We start from the raw sequence: 25305 nt of genomic DNA, 5'->3' as shown, positions 1-25305 counted from the left end.
GCATCGTTTTGTTAGTGCTACCTTCAGTTAGATAGCTATTCATAGCCGGAGCGCGGCTTACGTAGGCCGCCTCGCGTTTACTTCAACTCTCTCTGCCGTTTCGGAGCTCGACGCATGACCGCTAATTCCCAGTCTCCCGTGTTCGTTTCAAGCGCTGCCGCGCAGGCCGTTTTCCGTTGGAAAGATGCGATTGCCGCGCTTCAGGCCGCTTACGGGCAACACTTGCCAGCCAGGGCTACCCCGCCCCGTACCGTTGCAAGTCTTGAAAAAACCTGGCTTCGCACCTTGCCGGCAATTCCGGCAGGTGGACGCTACTTCGGCGCCAAGCTGATGGGGTCGAACATGGGCGATGCGCCACCGGGGATCGAATACGTCATCGTTCTGTTTGATCGAACGACCAATCGCATTGCCGCTTTCATTGACGCAAATCTGGTGACTGGATTCCGGACTGCAGCTACGTCGGCAGCAGCCCTTGACCGCCTCGCCCCACAGAAACCTGTTCGTCTTGCCGTCATTGGAAGTGGGTTGGAAGCCTCGATGCACACCCGTGCCTTCGCAAGTGTCCGCGAACTGACCGAAATAACCGTCTACAGCCCGACGCCTGAACGGCGCGAAGCGTTTGCCACAGCGGCGACGCGAGATCTCGGTGTACCCGCTCGAGGTGTTGGTTCGGCACAAGAGGCCGTGGAAGGCGCCGACATCGTGCTGACTGCCGCACGCTCACGCGATGAAAAGCCGATTCTGTTCGGCGAGTGGTTGAAGCCGGACGCCACTGTCGTTTCGATCGGCTCGACCATCCCGGAGCAGCGTGAAATAGACATTTCAGTCGTAGAGCGCAGTGACTTGATCATCTGCGACACCCTGGAAGAAGTGCTGGAAGAGACAGGAGACATGCTTGCTGCCCATACCGCCGGGATCGAATTTCGACACAAAGCCTTCAGCCTGTCTGACCTGATGAGTGGCGCCTGCAGTGAGCAGTTGAAACAAGCCAAGGCCCCGATGTTCAAGTCAGTCGGCGGTGGCCTTCAAGACATTGTGGTAGCAGAACTCATCCTGACCAAGGCACTGGAAGCAGGGCTCGCAACACCACTGCCAATCGATTTTGAAACAAAGCGCTGAGCGAACAGCGACGACTATCACCAACCCTGACTAACAGGAGCCTTACATGGCCAATTACAACAAGAAAGACGCTCGAGACTGGGCACGCGAGAAACTCGTTGGGGTCGCCAACGTTACGATTCCAACAATGACCTCCGACTTCAAACGCATCAATGAGAAAGCTGTTCGCCACGACGTAGAACTGGCAATCAAGCACGGCTTCGTCGGCTCGCTGTCTTGCTCCGAGGTAGCCATTACCCAAGAGCAATACGGCGAGTTCTGTCAAATCATGGCCGATCAAGCAGCCGGCCGTCTCGTGATCGTTCACCACGCGGTGTTCAACACACTGGAAGATAACATTGAGGCCGTGCAGCGAGCCGAAGCTGCCGGCGCCGATCTTGTACTGCTTGGCTATCCTCCGTTCTTCTATCCGAAGTCCTATGACGAAGTATTCGAGTACACCAAGGCGATCTGCGCCGCGACGAACCTCGGCGTAATAATCTTCCCGCTGCCGGCTTGGGGCTTCAGCCGCTTGCACCCTGCTGACATTCCACTGGCAGTGCTGCGTCGAATGGTCGACGAGATCCCCAACGTCGTTGCAATCAAAGCCGAAGGCGGACTGCCTTACATCATGTCGGCGATCGAAGTTCACCGCGAGTTCCATGAGGAAGTCGTTATCTCATCTCCGCTTGAGTATGAGTACGTGCCTTTGGCACAGGTCATGGACATCCCGTTCTGTGGAACTAACTACTCCTCTTATTACGGCCCGTTGCTTCCACAGATCCACAAGTTGATCCGCGCGGGCAACTACGATGAGGCAACTCAGCTCTGGTACAAAATGGATCCGGCACGCAAAGCGTTTGCAAGCCTGCCAATGGCGGCAAACGGACTTCTCAATCGCATGATGTGGAAATACCAAGGCTGGTTGCAGGGTTACAACGGCGGTCCTATGCCGCACCCTACCCAACGCGTGTACCAACGCGACATGGCGGTGTTACGTAAAGGACTGGAAGCTGCTGGGCTGAACCCGACCACCGATCTCGATGAAGCCTTCTTCATCGGTCGTAACTCCATTTGAGGTCTGCCCGATGAATAGCACCGCAACCTTGAATCTGAAAGACCCGGACCTGCTGCGTCAGGCGATGTTGATCGACGGCGAATGGGTCCAGGCAGAAAGTGGCCAGACAATTGAGGTCCGCAATCCAGCCACTGGTGAATGGGTGGCGCGCGTACCAAATGGAGGCGAGTCCGAGACTCGGCGCGCAATCGCAGCGGCCGAACGCGCCATGCAGGGATGGCGCAAGACGCTGCCAAAGGAGCGTGCAAAGGTCCTGCGCAAGCTCTATGAGCTGATGCTTGAAAACATCGAGGACCTGGCGGTCATCCTGACGGCCGAACAGGGCAAGCCCTTGGTGGAATCCCGTGGCGAAATCCTTTACGCCGCAAGCTTCATCGAATGGTTCGGGGAAGAAGCGAAGCGTGTGAATGGCGACATCATTCCGCAGAATGTGGACGGTCGGCGCATTCTCGTGCAGAAAGCCCCTATCGGCGTGTTTGCAGCCATCACACCGTGGAACTTCCCTTCCGCGATGATTACACGCAAAGCCGGCCCAGGCTGGGCGGTTGGTTGCGCAGGAGTTATCAAGCCGGCCAGTCAGACACCGCTCTCGGCACTAGCTCTGGCCGTACTCGCCGAGCGCGCCGGTCTGCCGCCTGGTGTGTGCAACGTCGTCACAGGCTCGGCCCGCGCAATCGGCGGGGAGCTCACCGCAAACCCGGTCGTTCGCAAGTTGTCCTTCACAGGTTCGACCGAAGTGGGATCGCTGCTGCTGGCCCAGTGCGCTCCGACCATCAAAAAAGCAAGCATGGAACTGGGCGGCAACGCGCCGTTCATCGTCTTTGACGATGCTGATATCGATGCTGCAGTAAAGGGTGCACTGGCCGCCAAGTACCGCAACACAGGCCAGGCTTGTGTTGCCGCCAACCGCATGCTTGTGCAATCGGGTGTCTACGATCAGTTTGCGAAGAAGCTCGCGGATGCCGCCGCCGCGCTCAGGGTCGGTAATGGCATGCATGACGGGGTGGTACTGGGTCCGCTCATCAATGAGGACGCAGTGCAAAAGGTTGAAGAGCACATTGCCGATGCGGTGGAAAAAGGTGCGCGCATTGCTACCGGAGGCAAGCGTCACTCCTTGGGCGGTAGTTACTTCGAGCCAACGGTGCTCACCGATGTGCCACGCGATGCACTCATCTTCAACGATGAAACCTTCGGCCCTGTTGCTCCCCTCTTCCGTTTCGAGACTGAGGACGAGGCAATTGCGATGGCCAACGACACACCTTTTGGCTTGGCAGCCTATGTGTACGCACGTGACGTGGGTCTGATCTTCCGTGTCGTCGACAATCTTGAGTTCGGCATGGTGGGCGTCAACGAGGGGATGATCTCTACAGAAGTTGCACCCTTTGGCGGCGTGAAGACCTCCGGACTTGGCCGGGAAGGCTCAAAATACGGGATCGACGATTACCTGGAAATCAAGTACGTCGCACTGGGCGGCTTGTAAGCCGGCGATAGTGGGTGAGGTGGTGTATGTCTATAAAACATGCGCCCTCACCTACACGCATTCATCACTGCGCTATAAATTTTGCTCCATGGCCTCACTGATAAGACGTATCACTAAGGCTCCAAACCCTCGTCTCGCTCTGCGAGATCGACACAAGTTACACATCTGCCACGGCCAAAAGCGGACACTCACCAGGCAATCTGATGAGACGCGGCGTGTAATGACATCCAGATCAATAATTGAAGTCATGCCCCAACTCCGCCTGCATCCACTCCAGAAATCTTCTGACCCGTGGGAAGTTGGAATGCGCTCTCGGGAAAACCAGGTGGTGTGCAGTGATTGCCGCACTTAACTCCGACGCTACCTCGACCAACGTTCCACGCGCTAGATAATCCTGCGCAAGCAGTGTGCTTTCCAAGGCAAACCCAAGCCCGTAGCTGGCTGCCTCCAGCGTCATATAGGAACGGTCAAAACTCAGTGTGTAAGGCTTTTCAGGGCGCGACAGACCATGTTGTGCAAACAATTGTGGCCACTTGATCAGCGTCGCCTCCGACAGGATTAGATTGCAGTCCAGCAAATCCGCAACGGCACGGATGGGTCGTTTTTCAAGGAGTTTGGGTGACGCCAACACCGCGATTTTTTCATTGCGCACGGTGCGCACCTCGAAACTCGGCCAGCTGGGCATGCCGTGGCGGATATCCACATCGATCTTGTCGCGACTGAAGTGCAGCGATTCGTAGGAACACGAAAGGTTGAGCTGTATGTCGGGATGGCTCTGACGAAATTGCTCCAGGCGCGGCATCAGCCACAGCAGGCCGAAACTGGGCGACGAGTGCAGTCGCAGGCAATCGAGGCTGACATCGCTGGTGGCCCGCTCGGTCGCCACCGCCAGGCTGTGCAGGATGCCGGAAACCTCGGTGAGGTATTGCTCACCCACTGGCGTCAATGTCACGCCCCTGGCCGTTCTGAGAAACAGCTGTCGGCCAATCATGGCCTCGAGTTTGGCCAGCTGGTGACTGACTGCCGAGGGCGTCAGGTCGAGCAGTTCGGCGGCGCGGGCGACGTTGCCGAAGCGTGCAGTCTGTTCAAAGGCCTGAATGGCTTTCAGGGGTGGAAGTACAGGAGGTGCATCGCCAGGTGAACTCATGATTATTGTTATTCCGCTGCAAGTGGCTTGGGCCGGGCGTTCAGCTATTCAAACATTGGAAGAGTTGGTTGGCGAGTGCTGAATTTTTTTCAGCATCGAGTGACATTCGCGTTATTGCTCAGGGTTAGCATGGAGAACAAGCTGAGTCATCCGTTCATTGCGGATCGACCCAATAAAAACAATCAGAGGTACTCTTCCATGCTTCTTCAAGGCAAAGTCGCGATCATCACCGGTGCAGCTTCCGCACGTGGCATCGGCCGCGCTACAGGGACCACCTTCGCGCAACAAGGTGCTCGTGTCGTGATTCTCGATCTGGACGAATCCGCCGCACGCGATGCCGCCGCCTCACTGGGCGAAGGCCACCTGGGTCTGGCCGCCAACGTCGCCGACGAATCCCAGGTGCAGCAGGCTGTCGCCAAAATCATCGAGCATTTCGGCCGCATCGACATTCTGATCAATAACGCCGGCATTACCCAGCCGCTGAAAACCCTGGATATTCGCCCTTCGGACTACGACAAGGTGCTGGACGTTAGCCTGCGCGGCACCCTGCTGATGTCCCAGGCGGTGATTCCATTCATGCGCCAACACTCTTCCGGCAGCATCGTCTGCATGTCCTCGGTGTCCGCGCAACGAGGCGGCGGCATCTTTGGCGGCCCCCATTACAGTGCGGCCAAGGCCGGTGTGCTGGGCTTGGGCAAAGCCATGGCGCGGGAGCTGGGACCCGACAACATTCGTGTCAACTCCATCGCCCCTGGCTTGATTCACACCGACATTACCGGCGGCCTGATGCAGGACGATCGCCGTCACGCGATCATCGACGGCATCCCGCTGGGGCGCCTGGGCGAAGCGCAGGACGTTGCCAACGCCGCGCTGTTCCTGGCCAGCGACCTATCCTCCTACCTGACCGGCATCACCCTGGATGTGAACGGCGGCATGCTGATTCACTGACTACACCTGGGCGGGCCTGCCTGGCCCGTGCGGTTCTGGATCGATGATGCAGCCGGGCCTCAGGGCCTGGCGGTCAATAAAAACAAGAGATCGAACCATCATGACAACCCTGTCGCTCGAAGCGGTTTCGACCGTGCGCTCCTCCGCCTACCGTAAAACGGCCTGGCGCCTGATGCCGTTCCTGATGCTGTGCTATCTGTGCGCCTATCTGGACCGCGTCAACGTCGGCTTCGCCAAGCTGCAAATGATGAACGACCTGGCCCTCAGCGAGACGGTCTACGGCCTGGGTGCAGGCATGTTCTTCATCGGTTATTTCCTCTGCGAAGTGCCGAGCAACATCATCCTGCACAAGGTCGGCGCACGGGTCTGGATCGCCCGCATCATGATCACCTGGGGCATCGTCTCCGCCCTGTTCGCCTTCGTCGAAACCGCCTGGCAGTTCTATGCTCTGCGCTTTCTGCTGGGCATCGCCGAAGCCGGTCTGGCGCCGGGTCTGTTGCTGTACCTGACCTACTGGTTCCCGTCCTACCGGCGTGCACGCATGACCGTGTTGTGGTTCATCGCCATTCCGCTGTCGGGCATGGTGGGTGGCCCTCTTTCCGGCTGGATCATGAACCACTTCGCCGGCATGCATGGTTGGGCCGGCTGGCAATGGATGTTCGTCCTGGAAGCCGTGCCGACGGTGCTGGTCGGATTGTTGGTGCTGAGTTATCTCAAGGACGGGGTGCATCAGGCCACTTGGCTCAACGACGAAGAAAAGGAGCTGATCACTCGCGAGTTGGCTGAAGACAACCAGCAGAAAGTCACACATGCCTCCGTGGGTGAGTTCATTCGTGATCGCCGTTTGTGGTTGCTGGCCGCCATCTACTTCTGCGTCGTGATGGGTCAGTACGCAATCACCTTCTGGCTACCGACGCTGGTACGCAACGCTGGGGTTTCCGATCCACTGCATATCGGCTTCCTGACCAGCCTGCCCTACCTCTGCGCGATCGTAGCGATGCTGCTGGTCGGACGCAGTGGCGATAAGCACCGCGAACGCCGCTGGCATCTGATCGTGCCGATGATCGCTGGCGCTATCGGGCTGAGCCTGGCGGCATTGATGGGAGGAAATGTGACGCTCTCCATCCTCAGTCTCTGCCTGGCCGCCTCCGGCATTCTGTCCGCGACGTCGCTGTTCTGGATGCTGCCGACCACGCTGCTGGGGGGCGTCTCTGCCGCCGCAGGCATCGCGGCAGTCAACAGCTTCGCCAACCTCGCCGGCTTCTGCTCGCCATACCTGATTGGCTGGATCACAACACAGACCGGCTCCAGCGCCATCGGCATGTACCTGATCACCGGTGTGCTGGTGAGCGGCGCCCTGCTAGTCCTGCGCATTCCCGCCGCCCTGGTCAATCGTTGAGTTAACGGAGTTTCATCATGACAACCCAATCTTCACCGGTTTCAAGCAAGAATCTGGCGCAGCGCGCCCACAACATCCGGCGTCACGCGCTGCGCATGGGGCAAGTCCAGGGCCAGGGTTATGTCGGCCAGGCCCTCGGTGCGGCCGACCTGCTGGCGGTCTCCTACTTCCATGCTTTGAACCATAAACCCGAAGACCCGGAATGGGAGCAGCGTGATCGCTTCTACCTCTCCATCGGTCACTACGCCATTGCGCTGTACGCCGCCCTGATCGAAGCCGAAATCATCCCGCTCGATGAACTGGAAACCTACGGTTCGGACGACAGCCGCTTGCCGATGTCGGGCATGGCCGCCTACACCCCGGGCATGGAAATCACCGGAGGCTCGCTCGGTCAGGGCCTAGGCATTGCGGTCGGTGCCTGCCTGGGTCTCAAGCGCAAAGGCTCGGCCTCCTTCGTCTACAACCTGCTGTCGGACGGCGAGCTGAATGAAGGTTCGACCTGGGAAGCGGTGATGTCGGCGTCGCACTGGAAGCTCGACAATCTGATCGCCATCGTCGACGTCAACAATCAGCAAGCCGATGGCTACTCAAGTGAAATCCTGTCGTTCGAGCCCATTGTCGATCGCTGGCAAGCATTCGGCTGGTTCACCCAGCGTGTCGATGGCAACGACATCGATGCACTGGTCGCGGCATTCGATGCCGCTCGCAATCATCCCGGCGCCCAGCCACGAGTGATCATCTGCGACACCAAAATGGGCAAAGGCGTGCCCTTCCTGGAAACCCGTGAGAAGACGCACTTCATTCGCGTGGAAGAACACGAATGGGACCTGGCACTGAACAACCTTGAAGAAGGAAAAAACCAATGAGCAACGCAGCCAACACTCCGACTTCCACGGCTACGCCTGCCAAGAAGCGCCTGACCACTTCGGCGATGATCGCCTCGATTGCCTCGGAAGGCCAAGCCACCCAATCTGCGCCGTTTGGTCATGCACTGGCTGCGCTGGCGGATCAACGATCGGACATCGTCGGCCTGTCCGCCGACCTGTCCAAGTACACCGACCTGCATATTTTCGCCAAGGCCCATCCCGATCGCTTCTATCAAATGGGCATGGCCGAACAATTGCTGATGAGCGCGGCTGCCGGTATGGCCCGCGAAGGCTTCGTGCCCTTCGCCACCACCTACGCCGTGTTCGCTTCGCGCCGCGCCTATGACTTCATCTGCATGGCCATCGCGGAGGAAAACCTCAACGTCAAGATCGTCTGCGGCCTGCCCGGCCTCACCACCGGCTACGGCCCGAGCCACCAGGCCACGGACGACCTGGCGATCTTCCGCGCCATGCCTAACTTGATGATCGTCGATCCGTGCGATGCACTCGAAATCGAACAGGCAGTACCCGCCATCGCCGCGCATCAGGGGCCGGTCTACATGCGTTTGCTGCGCGGCAACGTGCCGCTGGTGCTGGACGAGTACGGCTACCAGTTCGAGATCGGCAAGGCCAAGACCCTGCGCACCGGCAACGATGTGCTGATCATCTCCACTGGCCTGATGACCATGCGCTCGCTGGAAGCGGCCAAGGCACTGCAAGCCGACGGCGTCGACGTCGCCGTGCTGCACGTGCCGACGATAAAACCACTGGATGAACAAACCATTCTTGCCGAGGCGAGAAAGTCAGGTCGCCTGGTGGTCACTGCTGAAAACAGCTCGATCATTGGCGGCTTGGGCGAGGCCGTTGCAGGGGTGCTACTGCGTAACGGAGTGACGCCCACTTTCAGGCAGATTGCTTTGCCCGACGCGTTCCTTGACGCAGGTGCCCTGCCGACGCTGCATGATCGTTACGGAATCTCAACTCAAGCCGTTTGCGCACAGATTAAAGGTTGGCTGTAACCGCACTCAAAAGGCACCTGCCCCCAGGTGCCGTTCAACTCGATGCAAGCTAGTAAACTTCCTCAGCCTTTAACGGCATAACTATGAAACCAGACGGCCTTCCTGATTCGGTAGCGCAAAGCAATCACCTGCAACGCGAGTCAACCGCCTACGACCCTTGCCGTACTAGCACCCCGTTTATGAAATTGACGGCAGCGGCGAGCGCCTCACGCCCCTCGGAGAGCGCCGGCGCATACGCCTGCCAGACATGAAACATACCGGGCCATACCTCCAGCCTGGTGTCCACGTCCGCTGATCCTGCGTTTCTCACCAGACGTACTGCATCATCAAGAAGGATTTCACACTCCCCCACTTGAATCATCATCGGCGGCAACCCCTGCAGGTCAGCCTCCAGGTTGAAGGTAGCAGTCTCGACCTGATCTCCCAGGTAGGCGTCAGCACTGACTTGCAACTTCTGAGGTATAAGAAAGCAGTCCACTGCAGTCTTGGTATGGATGCTTTCTCCGGTAAGAGCCAGATCCAGCCAAGGAGAAAACATCACCACGCAACCTGGCATTTACATTCCCATGGTCCTGGCCTGAATCAGGGCGGCCATGATCAAATGGCCTCCCGCCGAATCCCCCACCAAAGCATTATCGTTTGCTCCTTCGCTGTTAGCGAGTAACGCCGCATACGCAGCAAGAACATCTTGCTGCGTACTAGGGTATGCATGTTCAGGTGCCAGTCGATAATCAACGACATAAGCCGTGGAAGATGTACCGGCAGCAAGCGCGCCGGCGATTCCCTCAAAACCTTCAGCGCTACCCACCATGAAACTACCACCGTGGACATAGAGCAGAGAGCGCCGGGACTTCACACCGGTTAACCTCCCCACAGGAACTCCATCGAGTGTCGGCGCCGTGGAGCTGCAATCGGACGGAGGCGAAAAACGCTTGCACAAGTGGTCAAAACCCTTACGAGCCTGCTGCAGCGACCCAGGAGGATTTTCTCTTCGAGAGAGCAGTTCATTACGGATAGCATTCAGTTCACAACTACTAATTCTTGCCTACCAATCAAAGAGTGACGTGGAGTGTCAGTCAGATATCAAGCACCAGCCTTGATGACTTGGCACGTGAAACACACTGCAGAATGACCGCATTGGAAGCTCGCTCCTCATCGCTGAGGACATAGTCCCTATGATCAATCTCACCCGCTAGCACCCGGAAGGCGATGGCGGCGTAAGCCTCGGTTTTCTCTGCTCCAGAAGGTGCTAAACCGCTCCATAACCCCTTTGGACCGTCAGTAATGCTTATCGCGGCAAACGCTTGGGCAATCGCATCGCCCAGGAACGTCTGGTTGACGCACTCAAGATACAAAAGAGTTTTTACACACTGGGCCAGGAGCGAACATTCGATTTCGTCTGTAAAGAGCCAATGCAGTTATTTGAAAGTGCCTACTAGTGTGCTGTTCTCGAAATAATTTACCTTTCTTGCACGGCTTCAAGCACCCCAAGAGCCCGTTGGATTTTTGCTCAAAATCTCCTCACCCTTTGCGCTCCAAACGTATCGGGTCGGCTGTGCATTTCGTAATGCCATGAACGTTGTAATCGAGCTTTCCAACTCGCGCACGGAGGCAAAGCTACCGTCCCGTAGATACACCGTAATGTCTCGAAAAAACCGTTCGACCATGTTCGTCCAGGAACAGGACGTCGGTGTGAAGTGCATATGAAAGCGCGGATGCTTCGCCAGCCAGGCTTTCACGGCGGCGTGCTTGTGCGTCGCGTAATTATCAACGATCAGATGGAGCTGGAGGTGCTTGGGGGTCTGCTTGCTGATTTTCTTGAGGAAGGCCAACCATTCTTGATGACGGTGTTGACGCTCGATGCTGCTGATCAGTTTGCCCTGTAGGTAATCCAGCGCTGCGAATAACGTAACCGTGCCGTGGCGCGTGTAATCATGGGATTTTGTCCGGATGTGGCCGATGCCTAAAGGCAATCCGGGCTGCGTTCGCTCCAGGGCCTTAACCTGACTTTTTTCATCGCAACACAGCACCAATGCCTTATCCGGCGGTGCCAGGTAAAGCCCGATAACATCCCAGAATTTGTGTTCGAACTGCGGGTCGTTTGATAGCTTGAAGGTGCGGGTCAGGTGAGGCTTCAAGTCTGATCGTCGGGCAAGAAAACCCGGTCAGTCGTGCAATCTCCTCTCGAGTTTCATCCTGCGCTGCCAGCAGGATAATACGACGTCTATTTCAAACCATGCTTATAGCCGTCTGCAATAGACGCCAGCGAGCCAAATTACTGAGTGTTTTTCAGATTAGTCCAGGCACGAGTCATCCAACGCACCACGTTCTGAGGAAGCAAGGTGGAGACGTAGAGACGGTCAATCACCTCTTTATTCGGATAAACCGCAGGATTCTCGAGCAGTTCCTTCAAGACCAAGGGATCTGCAACAGTGTTGGGATTGGCATAACCGATGTAATCGCTGACCTTGGCTATGTTACGAGGATCCAGCAGGAAGTTGAGGAACACGTGCGCTTCGTCTTTGTGCTTCGCGTCTGCCGGAATTGCCAACACGTCGATCCAGAGATTGCCACCCTCCTTTGGCACAACGTATTCAATTCGGGCGCCACTGTGAGCTTCTTCAGCGCGCTTCATGGCCTGGAAGCCGTCGCCAGAGTTTGCCATCGCGATACAGATATCGCCGTTGGCCAGGTCACTGATGAATTTTGAAGAGTGGAAGTAGGTGATGTAGGGGCGGATCTTCTTCATCAGATCCAACGCTTCCTCGTAATCCTTGATGTTGGCGCTGTTGGGGCTCTTGCCCATGAAGTGGAGCACTGCGCCAAACAGCTCGTCCGATGAGTCCATCACTGCCACGCCGCAGCGATGGAGCTTCTTGACGACCTCCGGATCGAACAGAGCCGTCCAGGAATCGATGTGGTCGACGCCCAGGGCCTGCTTGATCTTATCCTTGTTATAAGCAATACCGCTCGTGCCCCACATGTAAGGAATGGTGTATTGATTCCCCGGATCATTTTCCTCAAGGCGCTTGAGAATAGTGCTGTCGAGGTTCTTGTAGTTCGTAAGCTTGGAACGGTCCAGCTTCGCGTAAACGCCAGCCTTGATTTGCCGAGGCAGGAAATGGCTGCTTGGCACGACGATGTCGTAGCCGGTATTACCCGTAAGTAGTTTTGCCTCGAGGGTTTCGTTGGCCTCAAAGACATCGTAGACAGTCTTGATGCCGGTCTCCTTGCGGAAATCAGCCAGCGTCGTATCGCCGATGTAATCCGTCCAGTTGTAGATATTGACCTGACGCTCCTCGGCAAACGCGCATGTGCCGAGCGTGATGCCTACTGCCAGTAGTGCGTGCAGCATCTGCTTCATGTTCATCTGCTTCCTCCGTTATTGTTGTTGCAGATCAAGTAATGCCGTCTGGGAGAGGCGCCATTCATCGCCTCGATTCCGCTCCAACATCTCTATTGCGTGAACTCGCAGTGTCGTGCTGGCAACACAACGCAAAAAACAGCTTTCTGTTACTCAAACTTGTTGAGGCTAATGCGATTTTGACCGTGGCTTATTTTTATTGCCCGGTATGTTGCCCATCAAATAGAGCGCAAGAGCATTCTTGCCGAGTATTCGGGTAGGCGAATGAACGCCGGCGGGCAGCTTCAATATCGCATCAGCGTCAACCGGCTAATAACCATTGACAGGCCCTGGCCGCACTACAAGTATCAGTTATCCTTTATGATGCGCTTTGCAGCATTGTACCCAGGCGCACCTGTAACGCCTCCTCCTGGATGGGCACCCGATCCGCATAGATACAAACCTGCTACGGGGGTCGAGTATTGAGCGGCATCAGGATGAGGACGAGAGCTGAATAACTGATCTGGCTCGAGTCTTCCATGACAGATGTCCCCGCGAGTCATGCCAAACATGCGTTCCAAGTCAAGAGGGGTCAGGCACTGATAGCCAACCAGAATCTCTCTTAGATTAGGAATGTAACGCGCAACATAATCGATGATATTTTCGGCCACTTCCTTCTTTACATCATCCCAATGTCTTCCTTCAGACAGGTCGTAAGGCATATATTTACACAGCAGACTCATTACATGATGGCCAGCCGGGGCAAGCGTGTCGTCAATCGTACTCGGCATCAACGCTTCAACGATTGGGGGATTTGCAGGAATTCCGCTTCGAGCCGAATAATAGGCACGCTCCACATGCTCCTTTCCTTCTATGAAGTAGATCCCGCCCTTATGGTGCGACCCAATTCCCTTCGAGGGTATACATGCAAACTCCGGGATACCCTTCAATGCGAGGTTCATTCGCAAGGATGCTGATTCTTGGCGGAACACCTTGATATCTTCCGCAAACGAAGTGGGAAGATGCTGCTCTCCCAGTAAATTCAGGAACGTGCGCTTTGGGTCGGTGTTTGCAGCTACTATTTTTGCTGATATCTGCTCGCCCCCTTTGAGGCGCACTCCACGCACAGCGCCATTTTCAACCAGTATGTTCTCGACCTCGCTGTTTACACGTATCTCGACGCCTTTAGCGACAGCTGACTTTGCCATAGCCTGCGTTATCGAGCCCATCCCACCCTTGACTATTCCCCAAGCACCTCTGCGTCCGTTCAACTCACCAACCGCATGGTGCAACATCGGCATACAAGCACCCGGCTGATGCAGCGAAGCAAATGTTGCCGGCATACAATGCGTAGCCATGACTGACTGGATTTTTTTACTCTCGAACCAGCGATCGATCATGCTGCTGGGTGTCCCGAGAAATAGTTGCAGCATTCGATGCCGTGTTTCCGAGTCTGTTTTATAAAGGTCCAGCCCCAACTTCAGTCCACTAAAAAGATCCTGAATACCTCCACCGGCCAGCTTCGGCGGCTCTCGTAGCCATTGCCCCCGAACTATATCTCCAACCTTTCCAACAAGATGCTCGAACTGCTGGTAGGCAGAATAATCAGTTCCTGAAAACTTCGCGAATTGTCGCTTATTCTCTTCTTCGTCTGCTGTAAGTAATAGGTACTCACCATTGATATCTGGATAGAACGAATTTTCCAGTGGCATTGTCTCGTAGCCGTATGCCTCGAGCTGTAAGTCCGAAATCACTTCTGGCCGCAGAAGGCTGACCACATAGGATGCTATCGAGTTTCTATAACCCGGGAAAAACTCCTCGCTGACTGCCGCCCCGCCAACGATATGGCGCTGCTCTAAAACGCAGACGCGAAATCCCGCCTTGGCCAGATAGTTAGCTGTAACCAGCCCATTATGCCCGCCACCAATCACTACTACGTCATATGTCAAATCGTTCATTCTGTCCTCAGCGGTATTAGCGCATGCTGCCTATTGAAGAGGAAGCGTATGCTTCTGTATTCATCTTTAACTTAAGAGTGGACAATGACTCGTTCGCGACGGAAGGCAATTGCCTCTTCCGTTTCCTGCAGTTCACGCGCCGCCAGATGACCGCTGTAAACAGCACTGGCGATAATTCCTGGCGCATAACAGTCGCCTATTGCACGGACCGATTTGATTCCCGCAACGTCAAGCGCAGAACTGTCTTTGACCAGATCGAGGTAGAGACCTTCATTCGGTAGACGCTCGGTAACCAGCACCACGGCTGCACTTGCAATCTCATATTCCTGCCCTGTGTAGGTACAGGCAGTCACGACACCGTTATCCGTCAGCTTGCACAGCGAACGGTTAGTGTTGATTTCCACCCCAAGCTCCATCAGGCGTACCTGCGTTCGCCTTTGCTCCCAAGTGAAATAGGACCAGGGAGAAACAACGGGGAAGGGAGTTACAAGGCGAACCCGGCATCCCTTCTTCGCCAGCAACTCGCAGATAACGCTGCCCATGTAGTAAGTGTCGTCATCGAACACCACTACCTCGCCTTTGGGCAGGTTGCCGCCCATGATGTCGTCGGGCGTGAAGACGGGGATGGTGCCAAGTCCAGGTACCGGCTGATGAAGGCTTCGACCCACACCATCGCCCCGCCAGGTCGCGCCGGTTGCCAGCAGTACATGCTGGAAACCAAAACCCAGAACGTCCTCCGTTGAAAGGTTGCTCTCTCGGTAAATGTCTACTTTCGTGGATTTCAGAAGCTGCTGCACACGGTAATCCGCAACACGACGCCACTCCGCCAACCCCGGCAGGCCACCTTCTTTCAATACACGACCGCCCAACTCAGCCGAGGCCTCGGCCAGGGCAACGGTATAACCCCGCTCGCCCAACGCACGCGCCGCCTCGAGGCCCGAAGGACCGGCGCCGATGACCAGAACCGAATCATCGGAACGCTTCGGATTCATACGCTCCGGGTGCCAGCCTCGACGCCACTCCTCCCCCATGGTCGGGTTCTGCGTACAACGCAGCGGAACCATGTTCTGGTCGGACGAAACACAGATGTTGCAGCCGATGCACTCGCGGATATCCTCAAGGCGATTTTCCTTGATCTTGTTCGGCAGGAACGGGTCGGCGATGGAGGGCCTGGCTGCACCGACGAGGTCCATGACGCCAGCCTTGATCAGGCGAACCATCGTGTCGGGTGAGGTGTACCGGCCTACCCCGACGACAGGCTTGCTGGTGACTCGCTTTACAAAGGAGATGTACGGTTCCTGGTAACCCTCCTGCGAGAAACGCGAGGGTGCCGAGTCGTGTTCCCAGTCACCAACGTTCACGTCCCAGAGATCGGGAAGCTCGGCCAGCATTTCGACGATTTCACGTCCTTCGGCGTCATGCTGAATGCCGTCGTCCCCCATGAGCTCTTCAACCGAAAAACGCAACGCGACCGCACAGGTGTCGCCCACAGCATCCTTAGTGTCTTCGAGCACTTCACGCAGCAGGCGAACACGATTTTTAAGGCTGCCGCCGTAATGATCGGTACGAGTGTTGTAGCGAGGAAGCAGGAACTGCTGAAGGATTGAAAGGTTATGCGCCGCGTAGACGTAGATAATGTTGAAGCCAGCACGCTTGGCACGCAGCGCGGCATTACGATGCCAGGTTCTAAAGTCCTTGATGTCTCGAAGCGACATCCCCCGCGCCTGAATCGGCTCATCCAGAATAATTGACCGGTGGGATGGCGCGATTGGCGGCATACGCGAGTCCTGGTTACCAAAAGCCAGGCCCAGATGCCCCAACTCGATCCCTGCCAAGGCTCCATGCGCCTGAACAGCCCGGGTCATGGCTTGGACAGCAGGAATGTCAGCATCATCCCAAAGCCGGCCCTCGGCATAGGGCCCTTGGTCAGAGGTGGGGTGAATATCAGTGTTCTCAGTACAGATCGTCCCCCAGCCACCTTCCGCTTTCACGCCCCGCATGGTAGCGAGCATGTTTGGCCGGACGTGTCCCATGCCATTGCAATGAGGAACCTGGAAAAAACGGTTGGGAGCCGTGACAGGCCCGATTTTCACGGGCTCGAAGAGAATGGAATAGCGCGGATCTGTCGTCACAGGACGTACCTCAGGATGACCAGGAGCTCGGCGCTCCTTACGTTGTTATGGCCATCACTGTGAAACCATTCATGAAATTATGCAATATTTTTCATGAATTATTTTTTGTATTTTCACGAACTTCACGACCAACAGCGCGACACTAGGCGGGACAGCCCGATCAACTGACAAACGGTGCCGGTTTACACCTGCATCTCCTGCATCTCCTGCACCGCCTCCCGCCGTGCTGTCGGGCTTACGCCGCCTGTAACTGCGGCAGTGGTGCTTTTGCCGAAACGTCCTCATGCATCAGTTGGACGGACCGCCGTCTGCGCTGCTCACCTCTACGGGTGAAATACCATGCGAAGAAAGTGAACAGCGATACAGATAATAGGATCAGGCTGGCCACCGCGTTGATCTCCGGCTTCACGCCAAGGCGTACGGCAGAGAACACTTCCATTGGCAGCGTGGTGGCACCCGGACCGGACACGAAGCTGGCGAGTACCAGATCATCCAGCGACAGGGCAAAGGACATCATGCCGCCCGCCGCTAGCGATGGCGCGATCATCGGGATGGTGATCAGCAGGAACACTTTCCAGGGCCTGGCGCCCAGGTCCATGGCCGCTTCCTCGATGGAAAGGTCCAACTCACGCAGGCGCGCCGAAACCACGACCGCCACGTAGGACGAACAGAAGCTGGTGTGGGCAATCCAGATGGTCACGATGCCGCGCTCCTGCGGCCAGCCGATCAACTGGGCCATGGCGACGAACAACAGCAGCAGCGACAGACCGGTGATCACCTCGGGCATGACCAGCGGCGCCGTGACCATGCCGCCGAACAGCGTACGGCCACGGAAGCGTGGAATGCGGGTCAGCACGAAGGCGGCCAGGGTGCCCAAGGCAACAGCGGCAACCGCGGTATAGAGGGCGATCTCCAGCGAGCGGAACACCGACCCCACCAATTGTCGGTTGTCCAGCAGTCCGACATACCACTTCACCGACCAGCCGCCCCAGACAGTCACCAGCTTGGAGGCGTTGAACGAGTTGATGACCAGGATGACCATCGGCAGGTAGATGAAGAGCAGACCCAACACCAGCATGATGCTGGAAAACGACCAACGCTTGTTCATACCTTGCCCTCCAGCTCTTTCGCCTGGTTTTTGTTGAACAGGATGATGGGCACGATCAGGATCGCCAGCATCACCACGGCGAGGGCGGAAGCCACCGGCCAGTCACGGTTGTTGAAGAACTCCTGCCACAGCACCTTGCCGATCATCAGCGTCTCGGGGCCGCCGAGCAGTTCCGGAATCACGAACTCGCCCACCACAGGAATGAACACCAACATGCAGCCGGCGATGATGCCGTTCTTGGACAGCGGGACGGTGATCTTCCAGAAGCTGGTGAAGTTGCGCGCACCAAGGTCGGATGCAGCTTCCAGCAAACTCAAGTCGTGCTTCACCAGGTTGGCGTAGAGCGGCATGACCATGAACGGCAGATACGAATAAACGATGCCGATGTACACCGCCAGGTTCGTGTTGAGGATGACCAAAGGCTCCGGAATGATCCCCAGGAACATCAGCAAGCTATTGAGCAAACCGTTGTTGGAGAGGATACCCATCCAGGCGTACACGCGGATCAAGATCGCCGTCCAGGTCGGCATCATGATCAACAGCATCAGCACGGTCTGCATTTCCTTGTTGGCACGGGCGATGCCATAGGCCATTGGATAACCGATCAACAGGCACAGGACCGTGCTGATCGCCGCCATCTTCAGCGATCCCAGGTAGGCGTCGATATAGAGCGGGTCGCCCGTCAATATCAGATAGTTGCCCAAGTTCAGTAAGATCTGAAGGGACTGGTTGGCGTACTGGACCACTTCGATGTAAGGCGGAATGGCAACGTCGGCCGAAGCCAGGCTGATTTTCAGCACGATTGCGAAGGGCAGCAGGAAGAACAGGAACAGCCAGAAGAACGGCACACCGATTACGACGTGCCTCCCTCTTGGCCGTCGTGCCTCAATGAATTTAACGATGTTCATGATTGCAGTACCACGCCAGCATCATCGTACCAAGAGATATAAACTTGCTGACGCAATGTCGGTCGCTTCAGATGCCGCTCACTGTTTGGGATCTGTACCTGGATTTTCTTTCCCGACTCCACCCTTACAAAGTAATTGGTGTGCCCACCCAGGTACGCTACTTCATCAACACAACCGAGCGTCCAATTGAAGTCGGAATCAGGGCGTTCCAACGTCATAAGCATTTTTTCCGGACGAATTGCATAGGAAATTGACTTGCTTTGAGCGCGGGTACTGATGCCATGGCCAATGTATATGAGCTGTTGGAGCACGGGTGACGAGATCAAGGCACGATCTTCCAGATCCTCGACCAACTCGCCGTCAAAGACGTTAACGCTACCGATGAACTCGCATACGTGACGATTGATCGGGGTCTCGTAGATATCGACAGGACTCCCGACTTGCTCGATACGGCCGTTGTTCATGATGGCAATACGTTGAGCCATCGACATGGCTTCTTCCTGGTCATGGGTCACCATCACGCAGGTAACCCCCACTCGGCTGATGATCTCAACGAGCTCGAGCTGCATTTGCGTACGCAGTTTTTTGTCCAGCGCCCCCATCGGCTCATCGAGAAGAAGAAGCTTGGGGCGCTTGGCCAACGAACGAGCCAGGGCAACGCGCTGGCGCTGCCCTCCCGATAGTTGATGAGGCTTGCGCTTTGCAAAGCTGGTCATCTGAACCAGCTTCAGCATTTCTTTCACGATTTTGCCGATTTCGACTTTCCCTTTCCCATCCTGCTTCAAGCCAAATGCAATATTCTGCTCGACTGTCATATGCGGAAATAACGCATAGGACTGGAACATCATATTGATAGGGCGATCATAGGGAGGGACATCTGCAATGGACTCTCCCTCCAAGAGAATCTGTCCCTCGGTGGGCCGTTCGAAACCCGCCAACATTCGCAGCAAGGTCGACTTCCCCGAACCGGATCCCCCAAGCAGAGCAAAGATCTCACCCCGCCGAATTTCCAGGTTGACATCATCAACCGCAACGACACCGTCGAACTTTTTCGACACCCCTTGAATCTTGAGAACAATCTCACTTCGTGATTGATCCATTGATTCAGAAACAACAGCAGCAACAGTCATCGAATTACTCCCAACATACCCGTGAACGACAGTTCAACTACCGCTCTTAATTTTATTCCAAGACCTAGTGATAAATCTTACTAGTTCAGGCGAACGTGACTTAATGACAACCAGGCGTTGAGCAACGTCTTCCGGCGGATAAATCACTGGATCATTGGAAATTTCTGGCAAAGTGAACTGCTTTGAACCTGGCACTGCGTTTGGGTAGTGAACGTAGTTTGTAATCGCCGCCATTACCTTCTGGTCGAGCACGAAATTAATGAATTTCTCGGCATTTTCCGGATTCTTTGAATCCGCAGGAATCGCCATCATGTCGACACTTAGCTTTGACCCTTCTTTCGGGACGGCGAAGTTAACATGAACGCCATTACCTGCCTCTTCAGCTCGCGAATTAATGAGTCCCGGGTCGCCGGAATAGCCAATGGCGAGGCAAATATTTCCATTGGCAAGATCGGAAACATACTTCGACGAGTTGAAATAGGTTACGTAGGGTTTTACCTTCTCCAGAAGGTCTGACGCCTCCTTGTAATCCTTCAGGTCAGTCGTATTGGGGTCCTTTCCGAGGTACTGAAGTACAGCAGGAAAAATCTCGTCAGGCGATTCGAAAAAAGCCACGCCACATTTGGATAACTTTTTGATATTTTCAACATCAAAAACCGCAGACCAAGAGTCAATAGCGTCTATACCCAGAGTCTCCTTGACCTTTACCGGGTTGTAGATAATGCCATTCGAGGCCCAGAGGTAAGGAACCCCATAAACGTTACCAGGATCGCTGGACTCGATCAGCTTCAGCATTGCAGGGTCCAGGTTCGAGAGATTGGGAATCTTCTCCTTATCGAGCTTTCGATAAACGCCTGCCTTGACCTGCCGGGCTAGAAATTGAATTGACGGAACTACAAGATCATATCCTGTATTCCCCGAGAGGAGCTTGCCCTCCAGAGTTTCATTAGAATCAAAGACATCATAAACGACAGTGATGCCCGTTTCCTTTTGAAACTGCTCTTTCAAAGCAGGGTCAATGTAATCCCCCCAGTTATAGATATTTACAACATTACCAGAAGGTTTTTCCTGTGCCTGAACTGCACTCAGACCAAACGCAAAAGCAAAAACTGAAAACGCCAGGATCTTATTCATTTCTGACTCCACACACATGAAGAAGAAAGTACTTACCCAAGCATATGAGCCGCTTCCACGGCTCATATGTTAAATATTTTAGCTAATCACGAAGTACTTCCTGACCGTAACGATGTTCTCCCAGACTCCATCGAAGCCGGCTGGAATAACGAACGAGTCTCCTTGTGAATAATCCTCGGACTTTCCTTCACTGTCGGTCAGCCGAACGACGCCTTCGAGCAAATGGCAATATTCGTTTTGCTCCGAGATAAATGCCTCCCGGAAACTCCCTGCCTCCCAGACACCAACAGAGTATCCAGATTCAGCATCGTAATAATGAAGCCACGTTGTGGAGATGTATTCTCCCGAGAGAACGTTAGCGTGATTGACAGTCTCAATGGCCGGCTCCACAGCAGAGCGGCAGAAAGACACCACGTCTTCTACATGTTTCTTGTTCATTTTTTTACTCACGAGTGGACGATGATTCGTTCGCGACGGAAGGCAATTGCCTCTTCCGTTTCCTGCAGTTCACGCGCCGCCAGATGACCGCTGTAAACAGCACTGGCGATAATTCCTGGCGCATAACAGTCGCCTATTGCACGGACCGATTTGATTCCCGCAACGTCAAGCGCAGAACTGTCTTTGACCAGATCGAGGTAGAGACCTTCATTCGGTAGACGCTCGGTAACCAGCACCACGGCTGCACTTGCAATCTCATATTCCTGCCCTGTGTAGGTACAGGCAGTCACGACACCGTTATCCGTCAGCTTGCACAGCGAACGGTTAGTGTTGATTTCCACCCCAAGCTCCATCAGGCGTACCTGCGTTCGCCTTTGCTCCCAAGTGAAATAGGACCAGGGAGAAACAACGGGGAAGGGAGTTACAAGGCGAACCCGGCATCCCTTCTTCGCCAGCAACTCGCAGATAACGCTGCCCATGTAGTAAGTGTCGTCATCGAACACCACTACCTCGCCTTTGGGCAGGTTGCCGCCCATGATGTCGTCGGGCGTGAAGACGGGGATGGTGCCAAGTCCAGGTACCGGCTGATGAAGGCTTCGACCCACACCATCGCCCCGCCAGGTCGCGCCGGTTGCCAGCAGTACATGCTGGAAACCAAAACCCAGAACGTCCTCCGTTGAAAGGTTGCTCTCTCGGTAAATGTCTACTTTCGTGGATTTCAGAAGCTGCTGCACACGGTAATCCGCAACACGACGCCACTCCGCCAACCCCGGCAGGCCACCTTCTTTCAATACACGACCGCCCAACTCAGCCGAGGCCTCGGCCAGGGCAACGGTATAACCCCGCTCGCCCAACGCACGCGCCGCCTCGAGGCCCGAAGGACCGGCGCCGATGACCAGAACCGAATCATCGGAACGCTTCGGATTCATACGCTCCGGGTGCCAGCCTCGACGCCACTCCTCCCCCATGGTCGGGTTCTGCGTACAACGCAGCGGAACCATGTTCTGGTCGGACGAAACACAGATGTTGCAGCCGATGCACTCGCGGATATCCTCAAGGCGATTTTCCTTGATCTTGTTCGGCAGGAACGGGTCGGCGATGGAGGGCCTGGCTGCACCGACGAGGTCCATGACGCCAGCCTTGATCAGGCGAACCATCGTGTCGGGTGAGGTGTACCGGCCTACCCCGACGACAGGCTTGCTGGTGACTCGCTTTACAAAGGAGATGTACGGTTCCTGGTAACCCTCCTGCGAGAAACGCGAGGGTGCCGAGTCGTGTTCCCAGTCACCAACGTTCACGTCCCAGAGATCGGGAAGCTCGGCCAGCATTTCGACGATTTCACGTCCTTCGGCGTCATGCTGAATGCCGTCGTCCCCCATGAGCTCTTCAACCGAAAAACGCAACGCGACCGCACAGGTGTCGCCCACAGCATCCTTAGTGTCTTCGAGCACTTCACGCAGCAGGCGAACACGATTTTTAAGGCTGCCGCCGTAATGATCGGTACGAGTGTTGTAGCGAGGAAGCAGGAACTGCTGAAGGATCGAAAGGTTATGCGCCGCGTAGACGTAGATAATGTTGAAGCCAGCACGCTTGGCGCGCAGCGCGGCATTTCGATGCCAGGTTCTGAAGTCCTTGATGTCTCGAAGCGACATCCCCCGCGCCTGAATCGGCTCTTCCATAGCAATTGACCGGTGGGACGGCGCGATTGGCGGCATCCGCGAGTCCTGGTTGCCAAAAGCCAGGCCCACATGCGCCAACTCGATCCCCGCCAAGGCTCCATGCGCCTGAACAGCCCGGGTCATGGCATGGACGGCAGGGATGTCGGCATCATCCCAAAGCCGGCCCTCGGCATAGGGCCCTTGGTCAGAGGTGGGGTGAATGTCAGTAATTTCCGTGCAGATCGTCCCCCAACCACCTTCCGCTTTCACGCCTCGCATAGCCGCGAGCATGTTTGGCCGGACGTGTCCCATGCCATTGCAATGAGGAACCTGGAAAAAACGGTTGGGAGCCGTGACGGGCCCAATTTTCACGGGCTCGAAGAGAATGGAATAGCGCGGATCTGTCGTCACAGGACGTACCTCTGGATGACCAGGAGCTTGGCGCTCCTTACGTTGTTATGGCCATCACTGTGAAACAGCATATGAAAATATGCAATATATTTCATGAAGGAAATATATTTATTTCACACCCGCTCAGACTGAGCCCGGCTACCTGGCGATTGGCGCCAGTGCGCACAGCCTGTGGTCAAGTGGCCTGTGCGGCCGTCAGGAGCTGCTCATCCCTGACTTTGTCAGAGCACCAATGTGAAAATCCCATGAACAAAATCTGAAGTTTTCACGACGTCCGGTATACTGCAGGCCGTCCCGACCAAAAACCGACATTGGTTATCATTTGCGGCAACACCCGCTATCCCCCACCCCTTAAAACCTACTCGCCATCCGCGTGTACCCCTTGGAGCCAAGAATGAACGACCACGTTGCAGGCCTGAGAATCAAATATCTGCGCAAGAAAAAAGGTCTCAGTCTTCAGCAGGTAGCTGATCGAATTGGCAGATCGATTGGTTTTGTCTCTCAGATCGAACGAGGACTTTCCCAACCGAGCATTGAAGACATCGGGGCGATCGCTCAGCTTTTGGAAGTCGACTACTTGAGCTTTTTTACTTCCGAGCAGGAACTGCCTAAGCACCCTGTCCTGGTGAAACGCCGGGAGCGCTCGGCGCTTGATTATCGCGGGGGCATAAAGGACCAACTTCTGTCGCCCGATATTTCTGGCAAGTTTCATATGCTGCTGACAGAAATTGCCCCGGGCTCCAGATCAAGCGACGATCTGATGACGGATGCGGGAGAACAAGGCGGCCTGGTTCTGGATGGTGAACTGGAACTGACAATCAATGGAGAAACACTTCACCTGGTTGAGGGTGACAGCTTCCATTTCACGTCCAGCACCCCGCACAGCTACGTCAACAAGGGCCAAATACCAACCAAAATTGTTTGGGTATTTGCCCTCCGCTAACCCCATTTCATTCGCCTATTTGGGCACATCCACCGCTCTTCACTCCCCCCTTCCAGCTCTGGCCCCGAGTTTTTCACGCGGGCCCAGCCTCTCACCGTCCGCGTAATCAACTGATTTATAACGTTTTTTTCAAATCGACGAGCTCTCATTTCAAACCGCTTGCCTGGCGCCGTGAAAAAACGTATAAAATTTCACGAGCATCTCTCGTACCGTCAGCGCTTTTCCCGGCTCCTTCGAAAGGAAGCCCGCGCAGGCTCGGTTCGTGAGTTCCGTCACCCAAAAAGCGCGGCCATCGCTCCACGCAGATGGCTCCAAATACGCATTGCTACACCTCCAGCAGGCTAGGTAATAACAAGATGAAAGTATTGGTAGCGATAAAACGGGTCGTTGATTACAACGTGAAGGTCCGCGTGAAGGCGGACAACTCCGGTGTTGATCTCGCCAACGTCAAGATGTCGATGAACCCCTTCTGCGAAATCGCCGTGGAAGAGGCCGTACGCTTGAAAGAGAAAGGCATTGCGAGCGAAATCGTCGTCGTCACCATTGGTCCGAACGCCGCCCAGGAGCAACTGCGTACTGCCCTGGCCCTGGGCGCTGACCGCGCTGTACTGGTTGAGTCCGACGACGAGCTGAACGCTCTGGCCGTGGCCAAGCTGCTCAAGGCCGTGCTCGACAAGGAACAGCCGCAACTGGTCATCCTCGGAAAGCAAGCCATCGACAGCGACAACAACCAGACCGGCCAGATGCTGGGCGCCCTGAGCGGCTATGCACAGGGTACTTTCGCTTCCAGGGTCGAAGTGACGGGCGACAAGGTCAATGTGACTCGTGAGATCGATGGTGGCCTGCAAACCATCGTGCTGGACCAGCCCGCCATCGTTACCACAGACCTGCGCTTGAACGAGCCGCGTTACGCATCGCTGCCGAACATCATGAAAGCAAAGAAGAAGCCGCTGGACGTGGTCACACCGGACGCCCTCGGCGTATCCACCGCATCTACCGTCAAAATCCTGAAAGTTGAAGCGCCGACCACGCGCCAGGCCGGCATCAAGGTCAAGTCCGTGGCTGAACTGGTTGAGAAACTGAAAAACGAAGCGAAGGTGATCTGAG

19 protein-coding genes and 2 pseudogenes are annotated in these 25305 nt (G+C 55.7%); 9 read left to right on the top strand and 12 right to left on the bottom strand.

Annotation, left to right across the window (positions count from 1 at the left end):
• The first annotated feature begins 114 nt into the window (after window positions 1–114).
• Genes ACCD00_RS01105 through ACCD00_RS01095 form a run of 3 tightly spaced genes read left to right on the top strand, consistent with a single transcriptional unit; the run spans window position 115 to window position 3656 of the window.
• Window positions 115–1119 carry an ornithine cyclodeaminase family protein gene (locus ACCD00_RS01105; RefSeq protein ID WP_413421180.1) on the top strand — a complete coding sequence of 335 codons (1005 nt, stop codon included), beginning with the start codon at window positions 115–117 and terminating at the stop codon, window positions 1117–1119.
• A 46-nt stretch (window positions 1120–1165) separates the two neighbouring features.
• Entirely contained in the window at window positions 1166–2176 is a 1011-nt protein-coding gene (locus ACCD00_RS01100) for a dihydrodipicolinate synthase family protein (RefSeq protein ID WP_413421178.1), read from the top strand.
• A 28-nt stretch (window positions 2177–2204) separates the two neighbouring features.
• The gene (locus ACCD00_RS01095; RefSeq protein WP_413421356.1) at window positions 2205–3656 is read left to right on the top strand and encodes an NAD-dependent succinate-semialdehyde dehydrogenase; all 1452 of its coding nucleotides are present in this window, start codon (window positions 2205–2207) and stop codon (window positions 3654–3656) included.
• Window positions 3657–3888: 232 nt separating this feature from the next.
• Here ACCD00_RS01095 and ACCD00_RS01090 read toward each other — a convergent pair whose 3' ends face one another.
• Entirely contained in the window at window positions 3889–4803 is a 915-nt protein-coding gene (locus ACCD00_RS01090; RefSeq protein WP_413421176.1) for a LysR substrate-binding domain-containing protein, read from the bottom strand.
• Between the two features lie 198 nt (window positions 4804–5001).
• Here ACCD00_RS01090 and ACCD00_RS01085 point away from each other — a divergent pair, with 198 nt between their 5' ends.
• From ACCD00_RS01085 to ACCD00_RS01070, 4 genes are all read left to right on the top strand, one after another.
• Window positions 5002–5751 (top strand): SDR family NAD(P)-dependent oxidoreductase, encoded by a 750-nt coding sequence (locus ACCD00_RS01085; protein ID WP_413421174.1) that lies wholly within the window; start codon window positions 5002–5004, stop codon window positions 5749–5751.
• A 100-nt stretch (window positions 5752–5851) separates the two neighbouring features.
• Window positions 5852–7150, top strand: a complete 1299-nt coding sequence (locus ACCD00_RS01080) for an MFS transporter (RefSeq protein ID WP_413421172.1) — start codon at window positions 5852–5854, stop codon at window positions 7148–7150.
• Between the two features lie 17 nt (window positions 7151–7167).
• Window positions 7168–8016, top strand: coding sequence for a transketolase (locus ACCD00_RS01075; RefSeq protein ID WP_413421170.1), 849 nt, complete (start codon window positions 7168–7170; stop codon window positions 8014–8016).
• Window positions 8013–9035 (top strand): transketolase family protein, encoded by a 1023-nt coding sequence (locus tag ACCD00_RS01070; RefSeq protein WP_413421168.1) that lies wholly within the window; start codon window positions 8013–8015, stop codon window positions 9033–9035. The genes ACCD00_RS01075 and ACCD00_RS01070 overlap by 4 nt, the downstream gene beginning before the upstream one ends.
• A 148-nt stretch (window positions 9036–9183) precedes the next feature.
• Here the strand turns inward: ACCD00_RS01070 and ACCD00_RS01065 are convergent.
• The 11 genes and pseudogenes from ACCD00_RS01065 to ACCD00_RS01015 all read right to left on the bottom strand — a co-directional run bounded on the left by ACCD00_RS01065 (window position 9184) and on the right by ACCD00_RS01015 (window position 23255).
• Window positions 9184–9891 (bottom strand): annotated as a pseudogene (locus ACCD00_RS01065) (alpha/beta hydrolase fold domain-containing protein).
• Window positions 9892–10513: 622 nt separating this feature from the next.
• Window positions 10514–11179 (bottom strand): annotated as a pseudogene (locus ACCD00_RS01060) (IS630 family transposase); the annotation flags it as partial.
• A 131-nt stretch (window positions 11180–11310) separates the two neighbouring features.
• Window positions 11311–12405, bottom strand: a complete 1095-nt coding sequence (locus ACCD00_RS01055) for a polyamine ABC transporter substrate-binding protein (RefSeq protein WP_413421166.1) — start codon at window positions 12403–12405, stop codon at window positions 11311–11313.
• Between the two features lie 341 nt (window positions 12406–12746).
• Window positions 12747–14336, bottom strand: a complete 1590-nt coding sequence (locus ACCD00_RS01050; protein ID WP_413421164.1) for a phytoene desaturase family protein — start codon at window positions 14334–14336, stop codon at window positions 12747–12749.
• A 71-nt stretch (window positions 14337–14407) separates the two neighbouring features.
• On the bottom strand, window positions 14408–16468 hold the full coding sequence (locus tag ACCD00_RS01045) for an FAD-dependent oxidoreductase (RefSeq protein ID WP_413421162.1): 2061 nt from the start codon (window positions 16466–16468) through the stop codon (window positions 14408–14410).
• A gap of 235 nt (window positions 16469–16703) precedes the next feature.
• Window positions 16704–17576: an ABC transporter permease subunit gene (locus ACCD00_RS01040; RefSeq protein WP_222585719.1), complete on the bottom strand. Its 873-nt coding sequence runs from the start codon at window positions 17574–17576 to the stop codon at window positions 16704–16706.
• Window positions 17573–18484, bottom strand: coding sequence for an ABC transporter permease subunit (locus ACCD00_RS01035; RefSeq protein WP_222585718.1), 912 nt, complete (start codon window positions 18482–18484; stop codon window positions 17573–17575). Before ACCD00_RS01035 ends, ACCD00_RS01040 begins: the two co-directional genes overlap by 4 nt.
• Window positions 18481–19614: an ABC transporter ATP-binding protein gene (locus ACCD00_RS01030; RefSeq protein WP_413421159.1), complete on the bottom strand. Its 1134-nt coding sequence runs from the start codon at window positions 19612–19614 to the stop codon at window positions 18481–18483. The genes ACCD00_RS01035 and ACCD00_RS01030 overlap by 4 nt, the downstream gene beginning before the upstream one ends.
• A 33-nt stretch (window positions 19615–19647) precedes the next feature.
• On the bottom strand, window positions 19648–20748 hold the full coding sequence (locus ACCD00_RS01025; RefSeq protein WP_413421157.1) for a polyamine ABC transporter substrate-binding protein: 1101 nt from the start codon (window positions 20746–20748) through the stop codon (window positions 19648–19650).
• A gap of 78 nt (window positions 20749–20826) precedes the next feature.
• The gene (locus ACCD00_RS01020) at window positions 20827–21186 is read right to left on the bottom strand and encodes a cupin domain-containing protein (protein ID WP_413421155.1); all 360 of its coding nucleotides are present in this window, start codon (window positions 21184–21186) and stop codon (window positions 20827–20829) included.
• An 8-nt stretch (window positions 21187–21194) separates the two neighbouring features.
• On the bottom strand, window positions 21195–23255 hold the full coding sequence (locus ACCD00_RS01015) for an FAD-dependent oxidoreductase (RefSeq protein WP_413421153.1): 2061 nt from the start codon (window positions 23253–23255) through the stop codon (window positions 21195–21197).
• Between the two features lie 394 nt (window positions 23256–23649).
• Between ACCD00_RS01015 and ACCD00_RS01010 the strand changes: the two genes are divergently transcribed.
• Complete coding sequence (locus tag ACCD00_RS01010) at window positions 23650–24198, top strand: cupin domain-containing protein (RefSeq protein WP_413421151.1); 549 nt, start codon at window positions 23650–23652, stop codon at window positions 24196–24198.
• A gap of 356 nt (window positions 24199–24554) precedes the next feature.
• Window positions 24555–25304, top strand: a complete 750-nt coding sequence (locus tag ACCD00_RS01005) for an electron transfer flavoprotein subunit beta/FixA family protein (protein WP_413421149.1) — start codon at window positions 24555–24557, stop codon at window positions 25302–25304.
• Window position 25305: the final 1 nt, after the last annotated feature.

The sequence above is a fragment of the Pseudomonas sp. Pseusp3 genome, from assembly GCF_047304225.1.
Classification (GTDB): Bacteria; Pseudomonadota; Gammaproteobacteria; order Pseudomonadales; family Pseudomonadaceae; genus Aquipseudomonas; species Aquipseudomonas fluorescens_CD.
This window is presented reverse-complemented; position numbering and strand designations above follow the sequence as displayed.